The organism is Streptomyces sp. RB17 (assembly GCF_009604455.1).
Classification (GTDB): Bacteria; Actinomycetota; Actinomycetes; order Streptomycetales; family Streptomycetaceae; genus Streptomyces.
Window position 1 is genome coordinate 763,278 of the sequence record NZ_WEGL01000004.1, and the last position, 20,539, is coordinate 783,816.

Annotated in this window: 19 protein-coding genes; 9 read left to right on the forward strand and 10 right to left on the reverse strand. The window is 73.1% G+C overall.

From position 1 onward, the window contains the following. Nucleotides 1–17 precede the first annotated feature (17 nt). From SRB17_RS21325 to SRB17_RS21350, 6 genes are all read right to left on the reverse strand, one after another. Nucleotides 18–506, reverse strand: a complete 489-nt coding sequence (locus SRB17_RS21325) for a DUF3180 domain-containing protein (protein WP_323376018.1) — start codon at nucleotides 504–506, stop codon at nucleotides 18–20. An 80-nt stretch (nucleotides 507–586) separates the two neighbouring features. Further along, complete coding sequence (folK, locus tag SRB17_RS21330; RefSeq protein WP_153540933.1) at nucleotides 587–1,198, reverse strand: 2-amino-4-hydroxy-6-hydroxymethyldihydropteridine diphosphokinase; 612 nt, start codon at nucleotides 1,196–1,198, stop codon at nucleotides 587–589. Further along, nucleotides 1,195–1,554 (reverse strand): dihydroneopterin aldolase, encoded by a 360-nt coding sequence (gene folB / locus SRB17_RS21335; RefSeq protein WP_323376019.1) that lies wholly within the window; start codon nucleotides 1,552–1,554, stop codon nucleotides 1,195–1,197. Before folB ends, folK begins: the two co-directional genes overlap by 4 nt. Before the next feature lie 248 nt (nucleotides 1,555–1,802). After that, on the reverse strand, nucleotides 1,803–2,354 hold the full coding sequence (locus SRB17_RS21340; RefSeq protein ID WP_323376020.1) for a nuclear transport factor 2 family protein: 552 nt from the start codon (nucleotides 2,352–2,354) through the stop codon (nucleotides 1,803–1,805). Further along, a complete protein-coding gene (gene folP / locus SRB17_RS21345; RefSeq protein ID WP_153540935.1) occupies nucleotides 2,351–3,355 on the reverse strand; it encodes a dihydropteroate synthase in 1,005 nt (334 codons plus the stop codon). The genes SRB17_RS21340 and folP overlap by 4 nt, the downstream gene beginning before the upstream one ends. A gap of 148 nt (nucleotides 3,356–3,503) precedes the next feature. Next, a complete protein-coding gene (locus SRB17_RS21350) occupies nucleotides 3,504–5,318 on the reverse strand; it encodes a phosphatidylglycerol lysyltransferase domain-containing protein (RefSeq protein ID WP_153540938.1) in 1,815 nt (604 codons plus the stop codon). A 226-nt stretch (nucleotides 5,319–5,544) separates the two neighbouring features. On the opposite strand from SRB17_RS21350, the gene SRB17_RS21355 reads away from it, so the two are divergent. Both SRB17_RS21355 and SRB17_RS21360 read left to right on the forward strand, forming a co-directional pair. Continuing rightward, nucleotides 5,545–6,669 (forward strand): alpha/beta hydrolase, encoded by a 1,125-nt coding sequence (locus SRB17_RS21355; RefSeq protein ID WP_153540941.1) that lies wholly within the window; start codon nucleotides 5,545–5,547, stop codon nucleotides 6,667–6,669. A gap of 96 nt (nucleotides 6,670–6,765) precedes the next feature. After that, nucleotides 6,766–8,169, forward strand: coding sequence for a hypothetical protein (locus tag SRB17_RS21360; RefSeq protein WP_194294080.1), 1,404 nt, complete (start codon nucleotides 6,766–6,768; stop codon nucleotides 8,167–8,169). A gap of 65 nt (nucleotides 8,170–8,234) precedes the next feature. Here the strand turns inward: SRB17_RS21360 and SRB17_RS21365 are convergent, their stop codons facing one another. Both SRB17_RS21365 and SRB17_RS21370 read right to left on the reverse strand, forming a co-directional pair. Beyond that, a complete protein-coding gene (locus SRB17_RS21365; protein ID WP_323376051.1) occupies nucleotides 8,235–9,563 on the reverse strand; it encodes a PH domain-containing protein in 1,329 nt (442 codons plus the stop codon). A gap of 17 nt (nucleotides 9,564–9,580) precedes the next feature. Continuing rightward, nucleotides 9,581–10,084 carry a PH domain-containing protein gene (locus SRB17_RS21370; RefSeq protein WP_153540943.1) on the reverse strand — a complete coding sequence of 168 codons (504 nt, stop codon included), beginning with the start codon at nucleotides 10,082–10,084 and terminating at the stop codon, nucleotides 9,581–9,583. 31 nt (nucleotides 10,085–10,115) lie between these two features. Between SRB17_RS21370 and SRB17_RS21375 the strand changes: the two genes are divergently transcribed. After that, nucleotides 10,116–11,267: an NADH-quinone oxidoreductase subunit D gene (locus tag SRB17_RS21375; RefSeq protein WP_153540946.1), complete on the forward strand. Its 1,152-nt coding sequence runs from the start codon at nucleotides 10,116–10,118 to the stop codon at nucleotides 11,265–11,267. Nucleotides 11,268–11,325: 58 nt separating this feature from the next. Here SRB17_RS21375 and SRB17_RS46460 read toward each other — a convergent pair whose 3' ends face one another. Further along, complete coding sequence (locus SRB17_RS46460) at nucleotides 11,326–12,666, reverse strand: SAM-dependent methyltransferase (RefSeq protein WP_323376021.1); 1,341 nt, start codon at nucleotides 12,664–12,666, stop codon at nucleotides 11,326–11,328. Between the two features lie 118 nt (nucleotides 12,667–12,784). Between SRB17_RS46460 and SRB17_RS21390 the strand changes: the two genes are divergently transcribed. The 3 genes from SRB17_RS21390 to SRB17_RS21400 all read left to right on the forward strand — a co-directional run bounded on the left by SRB17_RS21390 (nucleotide 12,785) and on the right by SRB17_RS21400 (nucleotide 15,438). Beyond that, complete coding sequence (locus SRB17_RS21390) at nucleotides 12,785–13,990, forward strand: sensor histidine kinase (RefSeq protein WP_323376022.1); 1,206 nt, start codon at nucleotides 12,785–12,787, stop codon at nucleotides 13,988–13,990. Between the two features lie 104 nt (nucleotides 13,991–14,094). Continuing rightward, on the forward strand, nucleotides 14,095–14,766 hold the full coding sequence (locus tag SRB17_RS21395) for a response regulator transcription factor (RefSeq protein ID WP_153540951.1): 672 nt from the start codon (nucleotides 14,095–14,097) through the stop codon (nucleotides 14,764–14,766). 39 nt (nucleotides 14,767–14,805) lie between these two features. After that, the gene (locus SRB17_RS21400) at nucleotides 14,806–15,438 is read left to right on the forward strand and encodes an AAA family ATPase (RefSeq protein ID WP_153540953.1); all 633 of its coding nucleotides are present in this window, start codon (nucleotides 14,806–14,808) and stop codon (nucleotides 15,436–15,438) included. Nucleotides 15,439–15,453: 15 nt separating this feature from the next. Here SRB17_RS21400 and SRB17_RS21405 read toward each other — a convergent pair whose 3' ends face one another. Continuing rightward, nucleotides 15,454–16,650 (reverse strand): threonine aldolase family protein, encoded by a 1,197-nt coding sequence (locus SRB17_RS21405; protein WP_153540956.1) that lies wholly within the window; start codon nucleotides 16,648–16,650, stop codon nucleotides 15,454–15,456. 238 nt (nucleotides 16,651–16,888) lie between these two features. On the opposite strand from SRB17_RS21405, the gene SRB17_RS21410 reads away from it, so the two are divergent. Genes SRB17_RS21410 through SRB17_RS21420 form a run of 3 tightly spaced genes read left to right on the forward strand, consistent with a single transcriptional unit; the run spans nucleotide 16,889 to nucleotide 20,534 of the window. Continuing rightward, a complete protein-coding gene (locus tag SRB17_RS21410) occupies nucleotides 16,889–17,851 on the forward strand; it encodes a Rossmann-like and DUF2520 domain-containing protein (protein WP_323376023.1) in 963 nt (320 codons plus the stop codon). Further along, entirely contained in the window at nucleotides 17,848–18,840 is a 993-nt protein-coding gene (gene panC, locus SRB17_RS21415; protein ID WP_153540960.1) for a pantoate--beta-alanine ligase, read from the forward strand. The genes SRB17_RS21410 and panC overlap by 4 nt, the downstream gene beginning before the upstream one ends. Continuing rightward, entirely contained in the window at nucleotides 18,837–20,534 is a 1,698-nt protein-coding gene (locus SRB17_RS21420) for an L-aspartate oxidase (RefSeq protein WP_323376024.1), read from the forward strand. The genes panC and SRB17_RS21420 overlap by 4 nt, the downstream gene beginning before the upstream one ends. The last annotated feature ends 5 nt before the right edge of the window (nucleotides 20,535–20,539 follow it).

Here is a 20,539-nt window from a genome sequence, read left to right on the forward strand (position 1 = left end):
CTTGGGGAAACCGGCGGTCAGGCCGCCGGTTCCGCTCCCGGGGGGTTCTGGTCCTCGTCCTCCGGGAGCTTGCACACCCGCTCCAGGAACAGGGCCGCCGCTATGACACCGATGCCGGCCAGGACCGAGAAGCCGGCGTACACGGCCTGGTCACGGCGGGCGGAGATGTCGAGAAGCTCCAGCAGGAAGACGCCCGTGCCGCCGTACATGCCGGAGACGAGGGCGGCGACCAGGGCGCTGGCCTGACCGAAGACGACCGCGCGGGCGGCCATCAGGGGGTCGACGCCCTTTGCGCCGGGGCGGCGCTCGCGCTGGGCCCTGAGACGGGCGCGCAGGGAGAGCGCCGTCGAGAGCAGGACCACCGCGATCAGGGCGAGCACGATGGGGGCGGCCAGGGGGACGCTGGGAAGGGTCCCGATCGAGTTCCAGAGGCGGGCGCCCGCCCAGGACAGGATGCCGGCCACGACGAACACGCCTGCCAGCAACCTGATGCGCAGCTCTCTCACGGTGTCCCTTCAGCTCCCCCGGACCGGTCCGGACTGCGGTCGTCTCGACCTTGTCGTTCGAGTCGTCTTGACCTTAACGACTATTCAGGCAGTCGGAGTTCCAGGTCCGCTCGGGGCTGGACGCCCGCACGGGTGACGGCCGCAAGCAGGTCGGCCACCGGGCCGCGGCCGGGCAGCTGGGCCTGCGGGTCCACGTCGTGCCAGGGGGCGAGCACGAAGGCGCGCTCGTGGGCACGCGGGTGGGGCAGGGTGAGCTGCGGGTCGTCGGAGGTGACGTCGGCGTAGGCGACGATGTCGACGTCCAGGGTGCGCGGGCCCCAGTGCTCGTCGCGGACGCGCTGGTACGCCTCCTCGATGGCGTGTGCCCGCTCCAGGAGGGAGGACGGGGGCAGAGTGGTCTTGAGGACCACGACCGCGTTGAAGTACGACGGCTGGCTGCCGGGTGCCACGCCCCAGGGCTCCGTCTCGTACACCGGGGAGACGGCCTTCACACGGACACCGGGGGTGTCCTCCAGCGCGTCGACGGCGCCCTGGAGGGTCTCCAGGCGGTTGCCGAGGTTGGCGCCGATGGAGATGACGGCCCATTTCGGGTTCTGCAGGGTCGTGTCGGCGGCGTCGACCTTCTCGACGACCGAGGCGGGCACCGGCTGGACGGTCGGGTCGCTGTGACCCTGGAGGAAAGGTCGGGTCATACTCGGCTCCGGGTGATGGTGACGGTCACGTCGTCGAAGGGGACGGTGATCGGCGCGTCCGGCTTGTGGACGCAGACCTCGACCTGCTGTACCCCTTCGTGCTTCAGGCAGGTCTGGGCGATCCGCGCGGCGAGGGTCTCGATGAGGTTCACCGGCTCACCCTCGACCACGGCCACGACCTCCTCGGCCACGATGCCGTAGTGGACGGTCCTCGTCAGGTCGTCGTCGGCCGCCGCCGGCCGGGTGTCCAGCCCCAGGACGAGATCCACGATGAAGGTCTGTCCCTCCTCGCGCTCCTTGGGGAACACACCGTGGTGCCCGCGGGCCTTGAGGCCGCGCAGCGCGACACGATCCACGCGAATCACTCCTGCAATCGTCGGGAAGGACCGGTCCGTACCACGTGCGGGCGGCACACCGTCCCCGGACGAATCTACCTGCGGGCACTGACAAAGCCGGGCCGCGGGGCGCGGGCCCGGGCCGGGACCACGAGGGTTCATCCCGTGTTTCCCCAGGGAAACACGGCCGTGTCATGGGCTGGTAGCGGCTTCTACCCCGGGGTAGGTGATTCCAACCACTTCTTGGCCTCTGTGGAGCGTCTACCCGCTCAGGCGAGGGGTCCGCCGTCGGGATCCGCGCCGCCCACACCTTCCACGCCGTCCGTGCCGGTCTCGCCGTCCTCGTCGTCGCTCTCCGCCAGCACGGGGGAGGCGTGGTGCGACCAGAGTTTCCAGCCGGAGGGTGTGCGCCGGAACACGTTCGTGGCGACGACGAGCTGGCCGACCAGCGGCCCCAGTTCCGCGCCGTCCTCGGGGGCGGGGCCGCCGCTGAGGATGTTCTCGGTGCAGGTGACGAGCGCGGTGTCGCCGGTGACGGAGACGTGCACATCGGTGAGGAAGAACTGGATGTAGTCGGTGTTCGCCATGATCAGGGCGTACGACCTGAGGACCTCGCCGCGGCCGGTGAGCACCGGCCAGCCGGGGTGCACGCACGAGACCACACCGGTGTCCGCCGGGTCGTGGTACTCCTCGTCCACGCCGAGGTCGGCGGGGGTGAGCCAGAGGGAGGACAGCTCCTCGAAGTCACCGCGTTCCATCGCCTCGTAGAAGGCGGTGTTGGCGGCCTCCACCTGCTCGACGTCGGTGTGAGGGGCGCTCACCGGGCTCCTTCTGCCGCGCGCTCACCACTGGTGCCGGGCGCGCGCCCACTGCCGCACGCCCCGGGTTCCTGCTCGGCGCTCGGCGCGCTCACTGCTCCACGCGCCCCGCGCTCACTCCGCGTGTCCGGCGCCGTGCCGGCCGTACGCGCCTCCTCCACGGCGCGCGCGACCCGGACCGCGTCCGCAGTGGCGCGTACCTCGTGGACGCGCACCGCCCATGCGCCGGAGTGCGCCGCGAGTGCGGAGACGGCGGCCGTGGCGGCGTCGCGCTCCCGGGCCGGCGGGGGCGCGCCCTCGGCTCCGGCGAGGACGCGGCCGAGGAACCGCTTGCGGGACGCGGCGACCAGCAGGGGGTGGCCGAGGGCGCGCAGGCGGTCGAGGTGGGCGAGGAGGGTGAGGTCGTGCTCGGCCTCCTTGGAGAAGCCCAGCCCGGGGTCGACGACGATGCGGTCGGGGGCGATGCCGCCGGCCAGAACCGCCTCCACGCGTGCGTGCAGTTCGTCCACGACTTCGGTGACGACGTCCTCGTAGACGCCCTTGACGTTGCCGCCCTGGAGGAAGCCGCGCCAGTGCATGACGACGAACGGGGCGCCCGCGGCGGCGACCACCGGGATCATCGCGGGGTCGGCGAGGCCACCGCTGACGTCGTTGACGAGGGCGGCGCCGGCCGCGAGGGACTGTTCGGCGACGGAGGCGCGCATGGTGTCGACCGAGACGACGACGCCTTCGGAGGCGAGGCCCCGGACGACCGGGATGACCCGCCTGAGTTCCTCGGCCTCGTCCACCCGGGTGGCGCCGGGGCGGGTGGACTCGCCGCCGACGTCGACGAGGTCCGCGCCCTCGGTGACGAGGTCCAGGCCGTGCTTGACGGCGGCGGTCGTGTCGAACCAGCGGCCGCCGTCGGAGAAGGAATCGGGGGTCACGTTGACGACACCCATGACCGCGCACCGGTTCCATACCGGAAGGCCGGCCACCCGGCCGCGCCCGCTGAGGTTGTTCATACGTTCAGCGTAGGCCCAGCAGGGCGCCGGGAACGCGCGGCGGCCCGGGCGGGAGCCCCTGTGCTGGAGGGGTTGGGGTGCCCGCCCGGGCCCGTTCTCGGCCGCACCACCACCAGGGCGTGCGGTGCCCATGGCCGTCCCGCGGCGTTCAGGCCGCGCGGACGTCCCGTTCCGCCATGGCGTGCGCGCAGGGGCGCTCGGCGGCCGCCCTGCGCCGGCGCAGGAAGCGCGGGAGCGGCAGGGCGAGGTCGACGAAGCCCTCCGCCTGCATGGCGGCGAACCCGATGCGGGGCAGGTCGGCGTTGTTCCGGTAGACCACGAAGCGGGGTTCCCAGCGCGGCTGGAACTTGGCGTTGAACTTGTACAGCGACTCGATCTGGAACCAGCGCGAGAGGAAGACCAGCAGTCCGCGCCAGGCGCGCAGCACCGGCCCGGCGCCGATCTTCTCGCCGCGGGCGAGGGCGGAGCGGAACATCGCGAAGTTCAGCGAGATCCGGGTGATGCCGAACTTCGGCGCGGCCTGGAGGGCGGCGACGATGAGCAGTTCGTTCATGCCGGGGTCGGCGCTGCGGTCGCGGCGCATCAGATCCAGCGAGGCGCCGTCCTTGCCCCAGGGCACGAAGTGCAGGACCGCCTTCAGGTCGCCGTACTCGCCGGGCGCGTCGTCCTGCTTGTGCGCGGTGGCGATCAGGCAGTCGCCGTCGGCGGGGTCGCCGACGCGGCCGAGCGCCATGGAGAAGCCGCGCTCGGTGTCGGTGCCGCGCCAGTCCTCGGCCGCCCGCCGGATGCGCTCCAGTTCGGCGTCGCCGAGGTCACGAATACGCCGTACCCGGGTTTCGTAGCCGGCTCGCTCGATGCGCTTGACCATTTGTCGCACGTTGCGCATCGCGCGTCCGGCGAGGGAGAAATCCGCGACGTCCACCACCGCCTCGTCGCCCAGTTCCAGGGCGTTCAGGCCCGTCTCACGGGTCCACACCTCGCCGCCCGTCTCCGAGCAGCCCATGACGGCGGGCGTCCAGGAGTGCGCCTTGGCCTCGTCCATGAAGCGCTCGATGGCGCCGGGCCAGGCCTCGACGTCGCCGATGGGGTCGCCGCTGGCGAGCATCACGCCGGAGACGACGCGGTAGGTGACCGCGGCCTTGCCGCTGGGGGAGAAGACGACCGCCTTGTCGCGGCGCAGCGCGAAGTGGCCGAGCGAGTCGCGGCGGCCGTGCTTCTCCAGCAGGGCCCGCAGCCGGGACTCGTCCTCCTCGGTGAGGCGGGCGGCCGGGTGTTCGGGGCGGAAGGCCAGGTAGATGGTGGTGGCGGCGGTGATCCAGCCGAGGGCGCCGAGGGAGAAGGCGACGGTCCAGGACGTGTCGCCCTGGTAGTCGACCGGGCCCTCGAAGCCGAACAGGCCGTAGACGACGTGCGTCAGCCGGTCGGCCAGGCTCGGATCGCCGATCGTCCGGTGCGGGTGGACGCTGACGATGACGAGTCCGAGGACGAGAGAACCGGCGCTCATGAGTACGAAGTTGGTAAGAGCGCGCCACCTGCTGCGCGGGTCCGGCAGGGCCGCGAACTGGTCACGATGCACCAGCAGCGGCACGAGCAGTGCCACCGCGATGAGCACGCCGACGACCGAGTGCCGGTACGTGAACTGCGCCGCCGCGCCCGCGGGCAGCAGCGCGACCGCGGCCCGCCACGCCCGGCGCTTGCGCCGTTTGAGCCCGTGCGCGAGCAGCAGCAACAGCACGCCGGCGCTCAGCGAGAGCGCTGCCGCGAAGGGCCCGAACGAGCCCGGCAGCACCTCGGCGATGGCGTGCATACGGCTGTGGCGGAAACGCGGGAACACGCCCGCGGCAATGTCCAGGACGCCCACGAGGGCGGCCGCCCTGCCGACGAGTACGGGGGCGGCCTCGGGGCGCGGGCCGCGCAGTATGCGCCGCGCCCGGCTTGATCGGCCCGGAACCTCGCCCGACATTTCCCCATCTATCCTGACAGACATCGCATCCCGTAGTTCTGCGAGAGACCTTGGACCCGGGCCCGATCGGGCATCCGGCGACATTGCGCCCTCTAGGACGGTGTCTTGGGGAGAGAGGTTCACTCCCCACCGGAAAGTCGGGTCAAAGGCCAAGGAAAGCCTCGGGCAAGCCCTCGCGACGAAGTGTGGGCGGGCGCCGGGCGGAGAGCGCAGGCAGGAACAGCCCATGGGTCTCACGAGCAACAAAGTGCTGATGCTGACGATCGTCCTCGCCGTGCTGCTGTTCCTCGGCACGGTATGGCTGTGGCCGCGGCTCGCCCGGCAGAACTGGCGGGCCGTCAGCGGGCGGGTCGGTCTACTGCTCACCACCCAGCTGGCGCTGTTCGCCTCGGTGGGCCTCGCCGCCAACCAGGCGTTCGGCTTCTACGCCAGCTGGGCGGACCTGTTCGGCCAGGAGAACGGCCAGGGGGTGGTCGTCGACCATATAGCGGGCGGCGGCAACAGCCCCGTCCAGGTCGTCTCCACGGCCCGGGTCATCGGTGCGAGCAGCGCGCTGCCACAGGTGGCCGGGCAGGTCCAGAGGGTCGACATCATCGGCCGTACGACGCACATCGCCACGCCGGCGTTCGTGTACCTGCCTCCGGAGTACTTCCAGCCACAGAACAGCGCGCGCAAGTTCCCGGTGTCCGTCGTGCTCACGGGTTACCCCGGTACGGCTCAGGCGCTGGTGGACAAGCTGCACTACCCCGGTACGGCGCAGCAGCTGGCCAGGCAGCGGAAGATGCAGCCGATGATCCTGGTGATGCTGCGGCCGACCGTGGCGCCGCCGCGGGACACCGAGTGCGTGGACGTTCCCGGTGGCCCGCAGACCGAGACGTTCTTCGCAAAGGACCTGCGCGACTCGGTGATGGCCCACTACCGGGTCGACAAGACGCCCGCCAGCTGGGGCATCGTCGGCGACTCGACCGGCGGTTACTGTGCGCTGAAGATCGCCATGCACCATCCGGGTTCGTACGGGGCCGCCGCGGGCCTGTCGCCGTACTACAAGGCGCCGATCGATCCCACCACCGGGGACCTCTTCCGCGGTGACAAGAACCTGCAGAATCGATCCGACCTCTTCTGGACGCTCAGGCATCTGACCGCGCCCGAGACATCGCTGCTCGTCACCAGCAGCAGGGTCGGCGAGCACAACTACAAGGACACGCTCAGATTCATCAAGAGTGTGCAGGCGACGAACGTGACCAGGATTTCGTCGATCATCCTTCCGAGCGGCGGGCACAACTTCAACACCTGGCGGCGGGAGATCCCCGCCACGCTCCAGTGGCTCAGCACGCGGCTGGTCGCCCACTGAACCTCGTTGCCCCCACGCCCCGTGAAGCCGGTGATGTGGCCGGGTTTTTACGGGGCGGGGGTCCGCGATTCGCCTACGCGCGGTAAGTTTCTGGCCATGCCACGTGGACGCCACCGCCATTCACCGCCTCTGCACCGGCTGTTGCCGCCGTCGGCGATCGCCGGGGTCTCCGTCGTCTGCGCGCTGGGTCCCTGGGTGTTCTCCGAGGCCACGGTGTTGCGCGCGCTGGCCGGGGCCGCCGCGGCCACGGCCGTCGTGGGCGCCTTCGTGATGCGCCGCTGGGACATCCACGCGGGCAAGCGGGTCGCCGAGCTCACACGCGCGCGTGCCGGCGACGAGTGGCGGTACGAGGAACGGGTCGCCGAACTGGAGACCGACCTGGAGGAGTCGCGCGAGCTGCGCACGAAGCTGGAGCAGCGGCTGCGCGCCAAGCGCGCGGAGCTGGCCGGCCTGCGCAACGAGCACGCGTCCCTGCTGCGCCGGTACGCCACGGCGGAGACCGAGCGCGCGAGCGCGCTGGAGGGACGCCGGCTGCTGGAGATCGAGGCGGCCGCGCCCTCGCCCGCGCTGCCGCCCGCGCGCCGCGCCGAGGACGAGCCGGAGCCGGCCGTGGTGAAGGCGGCCGAAGAGCCTGCCGAGGCCGGCGCCGAGGCCGGGGCGGACTCCGGGGACGAGCCGACGGCGTACGCGGTGTTCTCGCCCGAGGGTGCACGGCTGTACGGGCAGGCCCTGACGGCCCTGGCCCGCTTCGACGCCGAGGCCTCGGGCGACTCCGAGACGGACGCCCCCGCTTCCGTGGACACGGACACGGCCGCGCCCGCGGCTTCCGAAGCGGCTTCCCCGCACCTGGCCCCGAAGGCGGCGGCCCCCGAGGCGGGCGCGCCCGGCGCCACCGAGACCGGGACCGACGCGGGTGCCGTCCCGTCGGGCGAGGCCGATGCCCGCAAGGCCGACGCCGGCGGGCCCCCCTCCGCCGCGCAGGCAGAAGGCGCAGTGGACGGCAACCGCGAAGACGTGGCGGAGGGCATGCCACACGGCGCCGCCGCTTCCGCGAGCGAGGCCGGTGCGCCGGCCGGCCAGGAGGATGAGGCGAAGGGGCAGCCCGTGGCGGCCGACGGGCACACGCGCGCGGTCGCCGCCTCCCTCGCACCGGCCGAGCCCGCCCAGCCCATGTGCCGGCCGCCCGCCGGGCACTTCACGGTGCCGACCGCCGTGGCCGTCGTACCGGCCGCGCCCGCACGACGCCCCGTGGTCGAGGGCGGATTCGACTTCTTCGGCACCCAGAAGGACGCACCGAAGGCCCCGCTGGACTCCGTGCAGAACGAGGATCTCGCCGACGTCGTCGGCCAGGAGGCCCTCGCCGTGCACAAGGCCGAGAGCGAGGTCGAGTTCAAGCACGCCGACGCGCGGTCGGACGGCGTCGGCCAGGTCATCGACCTGACCGCGCACGACGAGACCGAGCAGATCGACGTCCAGGGGCTGCGCAGCGCGGCTTCCTGAGCCGCACCAGCCATCAGGCATCTGCCATCGGGCCGGGCCTCCCGCGAGGGGAGCCGGGCCCGACGTCATCCGGTCATCCAGCGGTCGGGGCGGGCGTCCCTGCGGCCCGTACGGGACCGCTCCGCCTGGGCGTGCAGCAGCCGCGCGGCCTCCTCGGCGTCCCGCAGACCGGCCGTCACCGTCTTGTCCGCCCCGGTGTCCACGTGCACGTCGGCGAGCCGCCAGAGGCGCTGCCAGGGCCCCTGGCTCAGCCGCACGCTCTGCACCTTGGCGTGCGGCACCAGCGAGAGCCGGCGCCGCAGCAGACCGTGCCGGGCGGCGAACACCGCGCCGGTGACCGCGAGGCGCTGGCCGCGCCACCACACCGGCACGCACCAGCGGGCCCGCCCCGGCGGCCGCGACAGCTCCTGAGGCACCGTCACGCCCGGCAGCACGCGCGTGACGACCGACTCGGCCACCGGGCGCGGAGCCACCGGCACCAGCACCGAGTTGGCGGACCCGGCCACGTCCAGTTCCACGCGCACCCAGCCGAGCCGCCGCCACAGCAGCGGCTCCACGATCCGCACGGTCTGCACCCGGCCGGGCGGGACCGTCTCGTGCGTACGGTCGAGCAGCCCGTGGTCGATGCGCAGCCCGTCCGGTGACTCGCTCACCTTCCAGTCGAACTCGCCGGCGAACCGTCCCGCGCTGCTCGCCCCGGCCGCGCCGAACAGCGGCAGGGCGGTCGCGAGGACCGTCCACAGGTTGTGGGTGGCCAGCCACAGCACGGTCGGTACGACGAGCGCGGCGCACAGCGAGCCCCAGGTGGCGCCCGTCAGCACCAAGGAGAGCGCCAGCGCGCGTGAGGGCACGCGCAACAGCTCGTGCGCCGGCGCCTCGCCGACCTCCCGCGCCGTCTCGGGCGCGAAACCCGCCGCGCGCGCCAGCAGCTCCGCACGCAGGTCGCGCGCCTCCTGCTCGCCGAGGAAGGCCAGCTCGTCCTTGTCGTCGGCGCCGACGACGTCGATCCGCAGCTTGGCGACGCCCGCCAGGCGCGCGAGGAGCGGACGGGAGACGTCCACGGCCTGGATGCGCTCCAGCCGGATGTGTGCGGTGCGCCGGAACAACAGGCCGGTACGGATGCGCAGTTCGGTGTCGGTCACCGCGAAGTGCGTGAACCACCAGGAGAGGAAGCCGTAGAGGCCGGCCACCGGCACCAGCACCGCGAGCCCCAGCAGCAGCGCGGTCGCGGTCAGCCGGGCCAGCTGCGCTTGCGTCCCGTTCGGGTCGTGCACCGCCCATCCCGCGAGTACGGCGATCGGCGCCCACGCCCGGCGGAACGGCGTGACGGGATGCAGTCGGCGCTCGATCACGTCCGCGCGACCTTCAGCACCGGTGGAGTCCGTCGCCTGTATGCCTTCGTCCGGGGTCGTCACAGGCCCGCCGATCGCGCCTCGCCCAGCTCGGTGAGCCGGTCGCGCAGCCGTTCCGCCTCGGCCGGGTCCAGGCCGGGGATGGTGGCATCGGTCGCGGCGGCCGCCGTGTGCAGCTGCACGGTGGCCAGCCCGAAGCGCCGCTCGACGGGCCCGGAGGTGACCTCCACCAGCTGCATCCGCCCGTACGGCACCACCGTCTGCTCGCGCCACAGGACACCGCGGCTGATCAGCAGGTCGTCCGCGCGCTCGGCGTACCGCCACGAGCGCCAGTTGCGCCCCACCAGCCGCCAGCACCACGCGGCGCCGGCCACGGGCACCAGGGCGAGGGCGGCCCACGCGGGCCCCACGAGCAGGCCCAGGATCAGCCCGGTGACGACCGCGAGCACGCCCGCCCACACCACCACGAGCAGCCGGCGTACCCGCATCAGAGCGGGCTGCAGCCCCCGCCATTCCAGCTCGGCCCCCGGTATCCCGGTCTCCTCCGGGCTCCCCGTCTCCATGGGCCCAGCGTACGTAGGGGAAACTGGGGCCATGACTCCTACGACGGAGACCACGGTCGGGATCGGCGGCGCCGCGGAAAGCACCGACATGGTGCTCAACATCGGGCCCCAGCACCCGTCCACGCACGGCGTGCTGCGCCTCAGGCTCGTGCTGGACGGGGAGCGCATCGTGCACGCGGAGCCGGTGATCGGCTATATGCACCGCGGCGCCGAGAAGCTCTTCGAAGCGCGCGACTACCGCCAGATCATCGTGCTCGCCAACCGCCACGACTGGCTGTCGGCGTTCTCGAACGAGCTGGGCGTGGTCCTCGCCGTGGAGCGGATGCTCGGCATGGAGGTGCCCGAGCGTGCGGTGTGGACGCGCACGCTGCTCGCCGAGCTGAACCGGGTGCTGAACCACCTGATGTTCCTCGGCTCCTACCCGCTGGAGCTGGGCGGGATCACGCCGGTGTTCTACGCGTTCCGTGAGCGCGAGGTGCTCCAGAACGTCATGGAGGAGGTCTCCGGCGGGCGCATGCACTACATGTTCAACCGCGTCGGCGGCCTCAAGGAGGACCTGCCGGCCGGGTGGGCCGCACGCGCGCGTGCCGCCGTCGCCGACGTGCGCTCGCGCATGGACGTCTTCGACGACCTGGTGCTCGGCAACGAGATCTTCCGGGGGCGCACGCGCGGGGTGGGCGCGATGACGCCGCAGACCGTGCACGCCTACGGCGTGAGCGGGCCCATCGCGCGTGGCTCGGGCGTCGACTTCGACCTGCGCCGTGACGAGCCGTACCTGGCGTACGGCGACCTCCAGGACACCCTGAGGGTCGTCACCCGGAGCGAGGGTGACTGCCTCGCCCGTTTCGAGGTCCTGCTGGAGCAGACCCACAACGCGCTCGACCTCGCCGACGCCTGCCTGGACCGGCTCGCCGAGCTGCCTCCGGGGCCGATCAACCAGCGGCTGCCGAAGGTGCTGAAGGCGCCCGAGGGGCACACGTACGCGTGGACCGAGAACCCGCTCGGCATCAACGGCTACTACCTGGTCAGCAAGGGCGAGAAGACGCCGTACCGGCTGAAGCTGCGGTCTGCCTCGTACAACAACATCCAGGCGCTGACCGAGCTGCTGCCGGGGACGCTGGTGGCGGACATGGTGGCGATCCTGGGCTCGATGTTCTTCGTGGTCGGCGACATCGACAAGTAGGCCGGTCGCAGGACGACAGGTAGGCGGGTCGCAGGAAACGGGTGGCAGGGCGGCCGGCTCAGGCGAGCGGGTCCGGAATTCCAACCGGCTGGACCAGCCAGCCGAAGTCGCCGAGTCCGCCCGGGGCGGTGAGTTCGGCGGCCTCCCCGGCGCTCGCGAGGGCGCGCACGTAGGCCGCGGGGTCGGTGGAGGCCAGCGCGAGCGGGGGGCGTGCGCCGGTGAGGTCCAGGGCGCGCAGGGCGGCGCGCTGCGTGAGGAGGCGCGCGGGGGGCAGTGTGCGCTCTGTGCCGGGGGGCGCCTGGGCCGTGCTCAAGGGACTGTGTTTCGGATCATGCGCCTCTCCTGGGGGTGTGTGCGCCGTGTTCTGCGGCGTGCAAGCCGTGCCCGGCGGCGTGCCGGGCGCGTCGTCGGAGGGGGCGAGCGCCGTGTTTCCGGCCGTGCGCGCCGTATCCGCGAGCGTGCGCGCCGCATCGAAGGGCGTGCGCGCCGCATCGAAGGGCGTGCGCGCCGTGTCCGAGAGCGTGTCCGACGCCGTGGGCGTGTCCGAGGCGCCGGCGCGGGGGACCGTGCGCGCGGTGACGGCCGCCGCGCATGCGTCCAGTGCGACGTGCGCCGTGATGTCGCACGACCCGTCCGGCACGGGTGCCGTCTCGCGGCCCTCCCGGAAACCGGTGAGCGTCCCGAACGGGGGGCGCGTGTCGACGGTGTGCGCGTAGTCCACGGCCACCGCGAGACCGCGCACCACCCGGTCCACCGCAGACGCCCACGCCAGGTCACGGGGCAGCCCGATCTCCGCGCGCAGCCCTTCCTCGGCCGGCAGCGGCCACCATCGGGCGAGCCAGTCCGCCTCCGCGCCGGTCACCGGGTCCCCGAGCCGCTCGGTGCCGTCGTCTGCGACGAGCACCAGCCGGGGCGCACCCGCGGAGTCGACCTCGGCGACGTCCACGGGCACGTTGTCCAGCCACTCGTTGGCGAACAGCAGCCCCGTGACGGTGGCCGGGGGCGTGTCCAGCCAGGTGATCCGTTCGTCCAGCCCGGCCGGGCGGTCGGCGCGCTCGACGGCGTACCCACGCGCGCGTGCGGCCATTTCTGCCGGAAGGGCGGCCAGCACCCCGGTGACCAGTTCCCCGCGCCCGGCGCCCATGTCCACGAAGTCGAGTACCGGGGGCCGGCCCAGCGCCTCGTCGACCCGGCACAGCAGCCGGGCCACCGCCTGCGCGAACAGCCGGGAGGCGTGCACGGACGTACGGAAGTGGCCGGCCGGGCCCTCCGGGCGGCGGTAGAAGCCGCCGGGCCCGTACAGCGCCGCCTCGGTCGCCGTACGCCAGCCGCGCCGGCCGCGCCGGCCGTCTTCGTCGCCGGGGCGCCGTCCCGCTTCGCGTGCCGTCTCATCCGTCACCGCAACAGACTAGGCACACAGGTGATCACTTCCTCCACCTTGCGGAGTACGCGCCCCGGGCGCGGATCGGCCCTCCGGTTGACCCCTGCACGCATCCGGTTTCCCTACTCTGGGTTACGTGCAGCGCCTCTACGACTTCCTCCGCCGCCACCCGACCTGGGTCGACACCTTCTGGGCCGTCGTCCTGCTCGGGCTGTCCGGTCTGAGCGTGGTCAGTCTCCACGGGGCGCCCGGTCACCACATGCCGCTCGCCCCGGCGGCGGCCGTGTCAGCCGTCCTGTGCGTCGTCGTCGCGCTGCGCCGCCGTTTTCCCGAGCCGATGCTGCTGGTCGCCCTCGCGACGGGGCTGGCCCAGCTGGTGCTGGACGTCGAGACGACCGTCGCCGACTTCGCGATGCTGGTGATCACCTACACGGTGGCGACGGTCGGCGCGCGCTGGGCCTCCCGGCTCGCGCTCACCGCCAGCCTCGTCGCGGCGACCCTCGCGCAGATCCGCTGGCCGAACGAGCACGCCAGCTTTCTGGGGCAGATCGCCGTCGTCGTCTTCCAGACGGTGCCCTTCGCGCTCGCCTGGGTGCTCGGTGACTCCATGCGCACCCGACGCGCCTACTTCGCCCAGCTGGAGGAGCGCGCGGCGCGCCTGGAGAAGGAGCGCGAGGCGCAGTCGAAGGTCGCGGTCGCCGCCGAGCGCGCCCGTATCGCGCGCGAGCTGCACGATGTCGTGGCGCACAACGTGTCGGTGATGGTGGTGCAGGCCGACGGCGCAGCCTACGTCCTCGACACCGCGCCCGACCAGGCCAAGAAGGCCCTGGAGACGATCTCCTCCACCGGCCGTCAGGCGCTCGCCGAGATGCGCCGCCTGCTGGGCGTGCTGCGCACCGGGGAGCACCAGGAGAGCGGGCAGTACGTCCCTCAGCCCGACGTCGGGCAGATCGACGAGCTGATCGAGCAGTGCCGCAGCTCCGGCCTCCCGGTCGACTTCAAGGTCGAGGGCACCCCGCGCCCGCTGCCGAGCGGCGTGGAGCTGACCGCCTACCGGATCGTCCAGGAGGCGCTCACCAACACCCGCAAGCACGGCGGGCCCAACGCGGGCGCGAGCGTCCGGCTGGTCTACTTCGACGACGGGCTGGGCCTGCTCGTCGAGGACGACGGCAAGGGCGCGCCGCACGAGCTGTACGAGGAGGGCGGCGCCGACGGCCGGGGGCACGGCCTGATCGGTATGCGCGAGCGGGTAGGGATGGTCGGCGGCACCCTGGACGCGGGACCGCGCCCGGGCGGAGGATTCCGGATCAGCGCCCTGCTCCCGCTCAAACCGGCGCACTGACGCGGCCCGCACGCCCCCTGTGGACACCTGTGACACCGGCACCACAAGGCCCGTACCACCACCGCCCCGGACGGACACCCTCCGTCCCGAACGAAAGAGGCCCGATGACGATCCGCGTGATGCTCGTCGACGACCAGGTGCTGCTGCGCACCGGGTTCCGGATGGTGCTCGCCGCCCAGCCGGACATGGAGGTCGTGGCGGAGGCGGGCGACGGCGTCGAGGCCCTGCAGGTGCTGCGGTCCACGCCCGTCGACGTCGTCCTGATGGACGTCCGCATGCCCAAGCTGGACGGCGTGGAGGCCACCCGGCGGATCTGCGCGGAGCCCAACCCGCCGAAGGTGCTGATCCTGACCACCTTCGACCTGGACGAGTACGCCTTCTCCGGGCTGAAGGCCGGCGCCTCGGGCTTCATGCTCAAGGACGTGCCGCCCGGTGATCTGCTGGGCGCGATCCGCGCCGTGCACAGCGGTGACGCGGTCGTGGCGCCCTCCACCACCCGGCGCCTGCTGGACCGCTTCGCGCCGATGCTGCCGTCCGCGGGCAAGGAGCCGCAGCACAAGGAGCTGGAGCGGCTCACCGACCGGGAGCGGGAGGTGATGGTGCTGGTCGCGCAGGGCCTGTCCAACGGTGAGATCGCGGCCCGGCTGGTGCTGAGCGAGGCCACGGTGAAGACCCACGTCGGCCGCATCCTGACCAAGCTCGGCCTGCGCGACCGGGTGCAGGTCGTGGTGCTGGCGTACGAGACGGGGCTCGTCCGGGCCGGCGGGCACGGCTGAGCGGACACACCGCCGCCGGCGCGTCGGTAGGGTCTGCGCATGCTCCTGTGGATCAACGGCCCCTTCGGGGGCGGCAAGACACAGACCGCACACGAGATCCACCGCCGTCTGCCCGGCAGTGTGATCTGCGACCCCGAGCACGCCGGCTTCGGTCTGCGCCGCATGCTGCCGCCCGGACTGCGGGGAGACTTCCAGGACCTGGCGGCCTGGCGGCAGGGCGTGGTGGAGGTCCTGGACCTGGCTCTCACCCGGCACGACGGCGTGGTGATCGTCCCCATGACGGTCACCGAATCCGGCTGCTTCGCCGAAACGGTCGGGCGGCTGCGGGAACTCAGCCATGATGTACACCACTTCACGCTCCTCGCCGAGCGCGAGACCGTCCTGAAGCGGCTCAGCGGGCGCGGCCTGGGAGCGTTCCTTCCGTTCTCGGCCGGGAAGAACGCGATGCTGCGCAGGGAGAGTTGGGCGGTCCAGCAGCTCGACCACTGTCTGGAGCGGCTGAGTGAGCCGGAGTTCGCCGAGCATCTGTGGACGGACCACTCCACCGTGGCGAAGACCGCGGACCGGATCGCCGTCCTGGCCGGGCTGACGCTGAAGCCCAACGCCGACGGCCGGGTGCGCACCCGGGTGCGGCAGGCGGGCGTGACCATCCGGCACATCCGGTTCGACTGACGACGCGCCTTGTGATCACACCTTGGGCAGTCGGGTCACGAAGTCGGCCACGGCCGCCCGTACGTCGTCCGTGGTCCACTCCAGGCCCGGAGAGCGCACGGCGACCTCGGTGAAGGACACCCCCGGCCCGCCACGGTTCCAGGGACCGGCGAAGAGGAACGTGCCCGTCTCCTCGGCCTGGCGCACCGCCGCCTCCATCAGGACGTCCGGGGCGTACGGCAGCCAGACCTGGAAGTCGTGGGTGTGCGGTTCCTCCGGGTGCACGCGCGACCACGGGACCCCTGCCGCGGCGAAACCCTCGCGCAGCGCGGCGGCGACCACGCGCGCGTGCCGCACATAGTCCGGCAGCCGGGGCAGCTCGCGCTCCAGCCCGGCCAGCGCCGACAGCACGGTGGGGAACTGCTGGAAGACCATGCCGCCGTACCGGTGCCGCCATGTCTTCGCCTCCTCCACCAGCGTCCTCGGGCCGGCCAGCACGGCGCCGCCGAAGCCGTCGAGGGATTTGTAGAACGACACGTAGACGCTGTCCGCCAGGTCCGCGATCTCCTTCAGGGGCCGGCCGAAGTGGACCGTGCACTCCCACAGGCGCGCGCCGTCGAAGTGCACCACCGCGTCGCGCTCCCGCGCGGCCTCGACGACCTCGGTCAGCTCCTCCCAGGTGGGCAGCACGAAACCGGCGTCTCGCAGGGGCAGTTCCAGCATCAGCGTGCCGAAGGGCTCGTCGAAGTCGCGTACCCCGGCGGCGGTCGGCAGCCGTGGCTCACTGGTCACGCGCACCGGGCGCAACCCGCTGACCTGGCTGAACGCCTGCCGTTCGTGCACCTCGGGGTGGGCCAGGGCGTGCAGGGCGACCGTGCGGTCGCCGGTGCGGCCCGCCCAGCAGCGCAGGGCGACCTGCTGGGCCATGGTGCCGGTCGGGAAGAACGCGGCGGCCTCCGTGCCGAGCAGGGCCGCGACCCGTTCCTCCAGGTCCGCCACGATCCCGTTGCCGTACATGTCCACGGGCCGGTCCAGGTCGTACACCTCGGGTGACGCCTCCTGGAGGGCTGCCAGCCGCTCCCGGATCGTGCGCTGGACGCCCGGGCGCGACAGCACGCGCTCCGCCTTCGCGGAGGCGGCCCGGCGCCGCTCCCGCATCCGCTCCTGCTCGGACTGCTCCGCCTGCCGCTCTTCGTCCTGCCGCTCTTCGTCCGGTTCCGCCGTATCAGTCATGTACGGATCATGCCCTGCGGGAGTCCGGGCGGGCAGCCGGTTCCGGCGCACGCCGATGCCCTGACGCCGCGCGGGCCGGGGCGCGGCCGGGGCGAGGGTGGACACGCGGCTGCGGGGCGTACACGTGGCGTAACCCACAGCCTGTGGACGACCGATCGGCGCCGGACCGAGATAGCGTTAACATGACGAGAAATCGTCCGGTACCCAGAGCGGACTGGAACGGGAAGGCCGCCGTCGCGTGAGTACAGTCCACCAGCAAGACCTCAAGGACCGCCCCGCGCGGCTCACCGTCGGCGTCGTCGGCGCCGGTCGCGTGGGCCCCGCGCTCGCCGCGTCCCTCCAGCTCGCCGGACATCGCCCAGTGGCCGTCTCCGGCGTCTCCGACGCCTCCCGGCGGCGCGCCGGGACCATGCTCCCGGACGTGCCGCTGGTGCCGCCCGCCGAGGTTCTCGCGCGCGCCGACCTGGTGCTGCTCACCGTCCCCGACGACGTCCTGCCCGGCCTGGTCGCCGGCCTCGCCGAGACCGGTGCGGTACGGCCGGGCCAGCTCCTCGTGCACACCTCCGGCCGGTACGGCGCACGGGTCCTCGACCCGGCCCTGCGCGCGGGCGCGCTGCCGATGGCCCTGCACCCCGCGATGACCTTCACGGGCACTCCGGTGGACGTGCAGCGGCTCGCCGGCTGCTCCTTCGGTGTCACGGCGCCCGAGGAGCTGCGGCTGGCCGCGCAGGCCCTCGTCATCGAGATGGGCGGCGAGCCGGAGTGGATCAGCGAGCAGAACCGCCCGCTCTACCACGCGGCCCTCGCGCTCGGCGCCAACCATCTGGTGACCCTGGTCGCCCAGTCCATGGAGCTGCTGCGCACCGCGGGCGTCGAGGCGCCCGACCGGATGCTCGGCCCGCTGCTCGGCGCCGCTCTGGACAACGCGCTGCGCTCCGGCGACGCGGCGCTCACCGGGCCCGTCGCGCGCGGCGACGCCGGCACGGTCGCCGCACACATCACCGAGCTGCGCAGGCACGCCCCGCAGACCGTCGCGGGCTATGTCGCGATGGCCCGCGCGACCGCCGACCGGGCGCTCGCGCACGGCCTGCTGAAGCCGGAACTCGCCGAGGACCTGCTCGGTGTGCTGGCCGACGGCGCCGACGGCACGAACGGCAGCACCGGCCCAGGCACCACCGGCACCGAGGGGAACGACCGATGACCACCGTCCTGCTCAGCACCGCCGACGAGCTGCACGCGCGCGTGCGCAACGGTCGCCGTGCCGTCGTGATGACCATGGGCGCCCTGCACGAGGGCCATGCCACCCTGATCCGCACCGCGCGTGAGATCGCGGGACCGGACGGCGAGGTCGTCGTCACCGTCTTCGTCAACCCGCTGCAGTTCGGCGCGGGCGAGGACCTGGACCGGTACCCGCGCACTCTCGACGCCGACGTGAAGATCGCCGAACAGGCCGGTGCGGACGCGGTGTTCGCGCCCTCCGTGGACGAGGTCTACCCCGGCGGTGCCCCCCAGGTCCGGATCACCGCCGGCCCCATGGGCGAACGGCTGGAGGGCGCCTCGCGTCCCGGCCACTTCGACGGCATGCTCACCGTCGTCGCCAAGCTGCTCCACCTCACCCGGCCCGACGTGGCCCTGTACGGCCAGAAGGACGCCCAGCAGCTGGCCCTGATCCGGCGCATGGTGCGGGACCTGAACTTCGGCGTCGAGATCCTCGGCGTACCGACCGTGCGCGAGGAGGACGGGCTCGCCCTGTCCAGCCGCAACCGCTACCTCTCGCCGGACGAGCGCCGTACGGCGCTCGCGCTGTCCCACGCGCTGTTCTCGGGCCGTGACCGGCACGCCGCGCAGGAGGCGCTGCGCGCGCGTGCCCGCGAAGTGCCCTCCACGCACGCGCGTGCCGAGGCGCTGAGCGCCCTCGGGGAGTCCCGCGCGGCCGCCGACGCGCACGCGGTCGCCACCGCGTCCCCCGGCGGCCCGGCGGCCGTCCGTGCGGCCGCCCGCCAGGTGCTCGACGAGGCCGCCCGGCTCGTCCCGCCGCTCGAACTGGACTACCTCGCGCTCGTCGACCCGTCTGACTTCACCGAGATCGGTGACGACTTCACCGGCGAGGCCGTCCTCGCCGTCGCCGCCCGGGTCGGGACCACCCGGCTGATCGACAATCTCCCCTTGACCTTTGGAGCCGCCTCGTGACCAGCACAGGCATACGACTGCACGCGCCCGCCCCCGGCTGGGCCATCGCCGCGGACGTGGTCGTCGTCGGTTCCGGAGTGGCCGGCCTGACCGCGGCCCTGCGCTGCGAGGCCGCGGGCCTGACGACGGTCGTCGTCACCAAGGCCCGCCTCGACGACGGTTCCACGCGCTGGGCACAGGGCGGCATCGCCGCCGCACTCGGCGAGGGTGACACGCCCGAGCAGCACCTGGACGACACTCTGGTGGCCGGCGCGGGCCTGTGCGACGAGGAGGCCGTACGGATCCTCGTCACCGAGGGTCCCGACGCGGTACGCCGGCTGATCTCCACCGGTGCCCACTTCGACACCGACGACGAGGGCGACATCCACCTCACCCGCGAGGGCGGCCACCACCGGCGCCGGATCGCGCACGCGGGCGGCGACGCCACCGGCGCGGAGGTCTCCCGGGCGCTCGTGGAGGCCGTACGCGCGCGTGGGCTGCACACCATCGAGAACGCGCTCGTGCTGGACCTGCTGACCGACGCCGACGGCCGTACGGCGGGCGTCACGCTGCACGTGATGGGCGAGGGCCAGCACGACGGCGTGGGCGCCGTGCACGCGCCCGCGGTGGTGCTCGCGACCGGCGGCATGGGCCAGGTGTTCTCCGCGACCACCAACCCGTCGGTGTCGACCGGCGACGGCGTGGCGCTGGCGCTGCGCGCGGGCGCCGAGGTCAGCGACCTGGAGTTCGTGCAGTTCCATCCGACCGTGCTGTTCCTCGGCCCGGACGCCGAGGGCCAGCAGCCGCTGGTCTCCGAGGCGGTGCGCGGCGAGGGCGCCCACCTGGTCGACGCCGGCGGGGTGCGCTTCATGGTCGGGCAGCACGAGCTGGCCGAGCTGGCGCCCCGGGACATCGTCGCCAAGGGCATCCTGCGGCGGATGCTGGAGCAGGGCGCCGAGCACATGTACCTCGACGCCCGGCACTTCGGCGCCGAGATGTGGGAGCACCGTTTCCCGACCATCCTGGCCGCCTGCCGCGCCAACGGCATCGACCCGCTCACCGACCCGATCCCGATAGCCCCGGCCGCCCACTACGCCTCCGGAGGCGTGCGCACCGACGCCCGGGGCCGTACGACCGTGCCCGGCCTGTACGCGTGCGGCGAGGTCGCCTGCACCGGCGTGCACGGCGCGAACCGGCTCGCCTCCAACAGCCTCCTCGAAGGCCTCGTGTACGCCGAGCGGATCGCCGCCGACATCGTCGCCGCGCGGGCGGAAGACGGCCTCCACGCGCGTGTGCCCGTGCCGGTCCCGCACCTTGAGACGCCCGCGCACCCGCTGCTCGTCCCCGAGACCCGGTTCGCCATCCAGCGGATCATGACCGAGGGCGCCGGCGTGCTGCGCTCCGCGGGGTCCCTCGCCAAGGCGGCCGAGGAGCTGCAGCGGCTGCACACGGACGCCCGCGACGCCCTCGAGGAGAACGGCAAGACCGCCGAGCCCGGCGTCGACACCTGGGAGGCCACCAACCTCCTGTGCGTCGCCCGCGTCCTGGTCGCCGCCGCGCGGCTGCGCGAGGAGACCCGCGGCTGCCACTGGCGCGAGGACCGCGCCGAGCGGGACGACACCCACTGGCGGCGCCACATCGTCGTACGGCTGAACCCCGACCGGTCCCTGGCCGTGCACACCACGGACACCGCAGACTTCCCCCCTACCCGGTAACACCC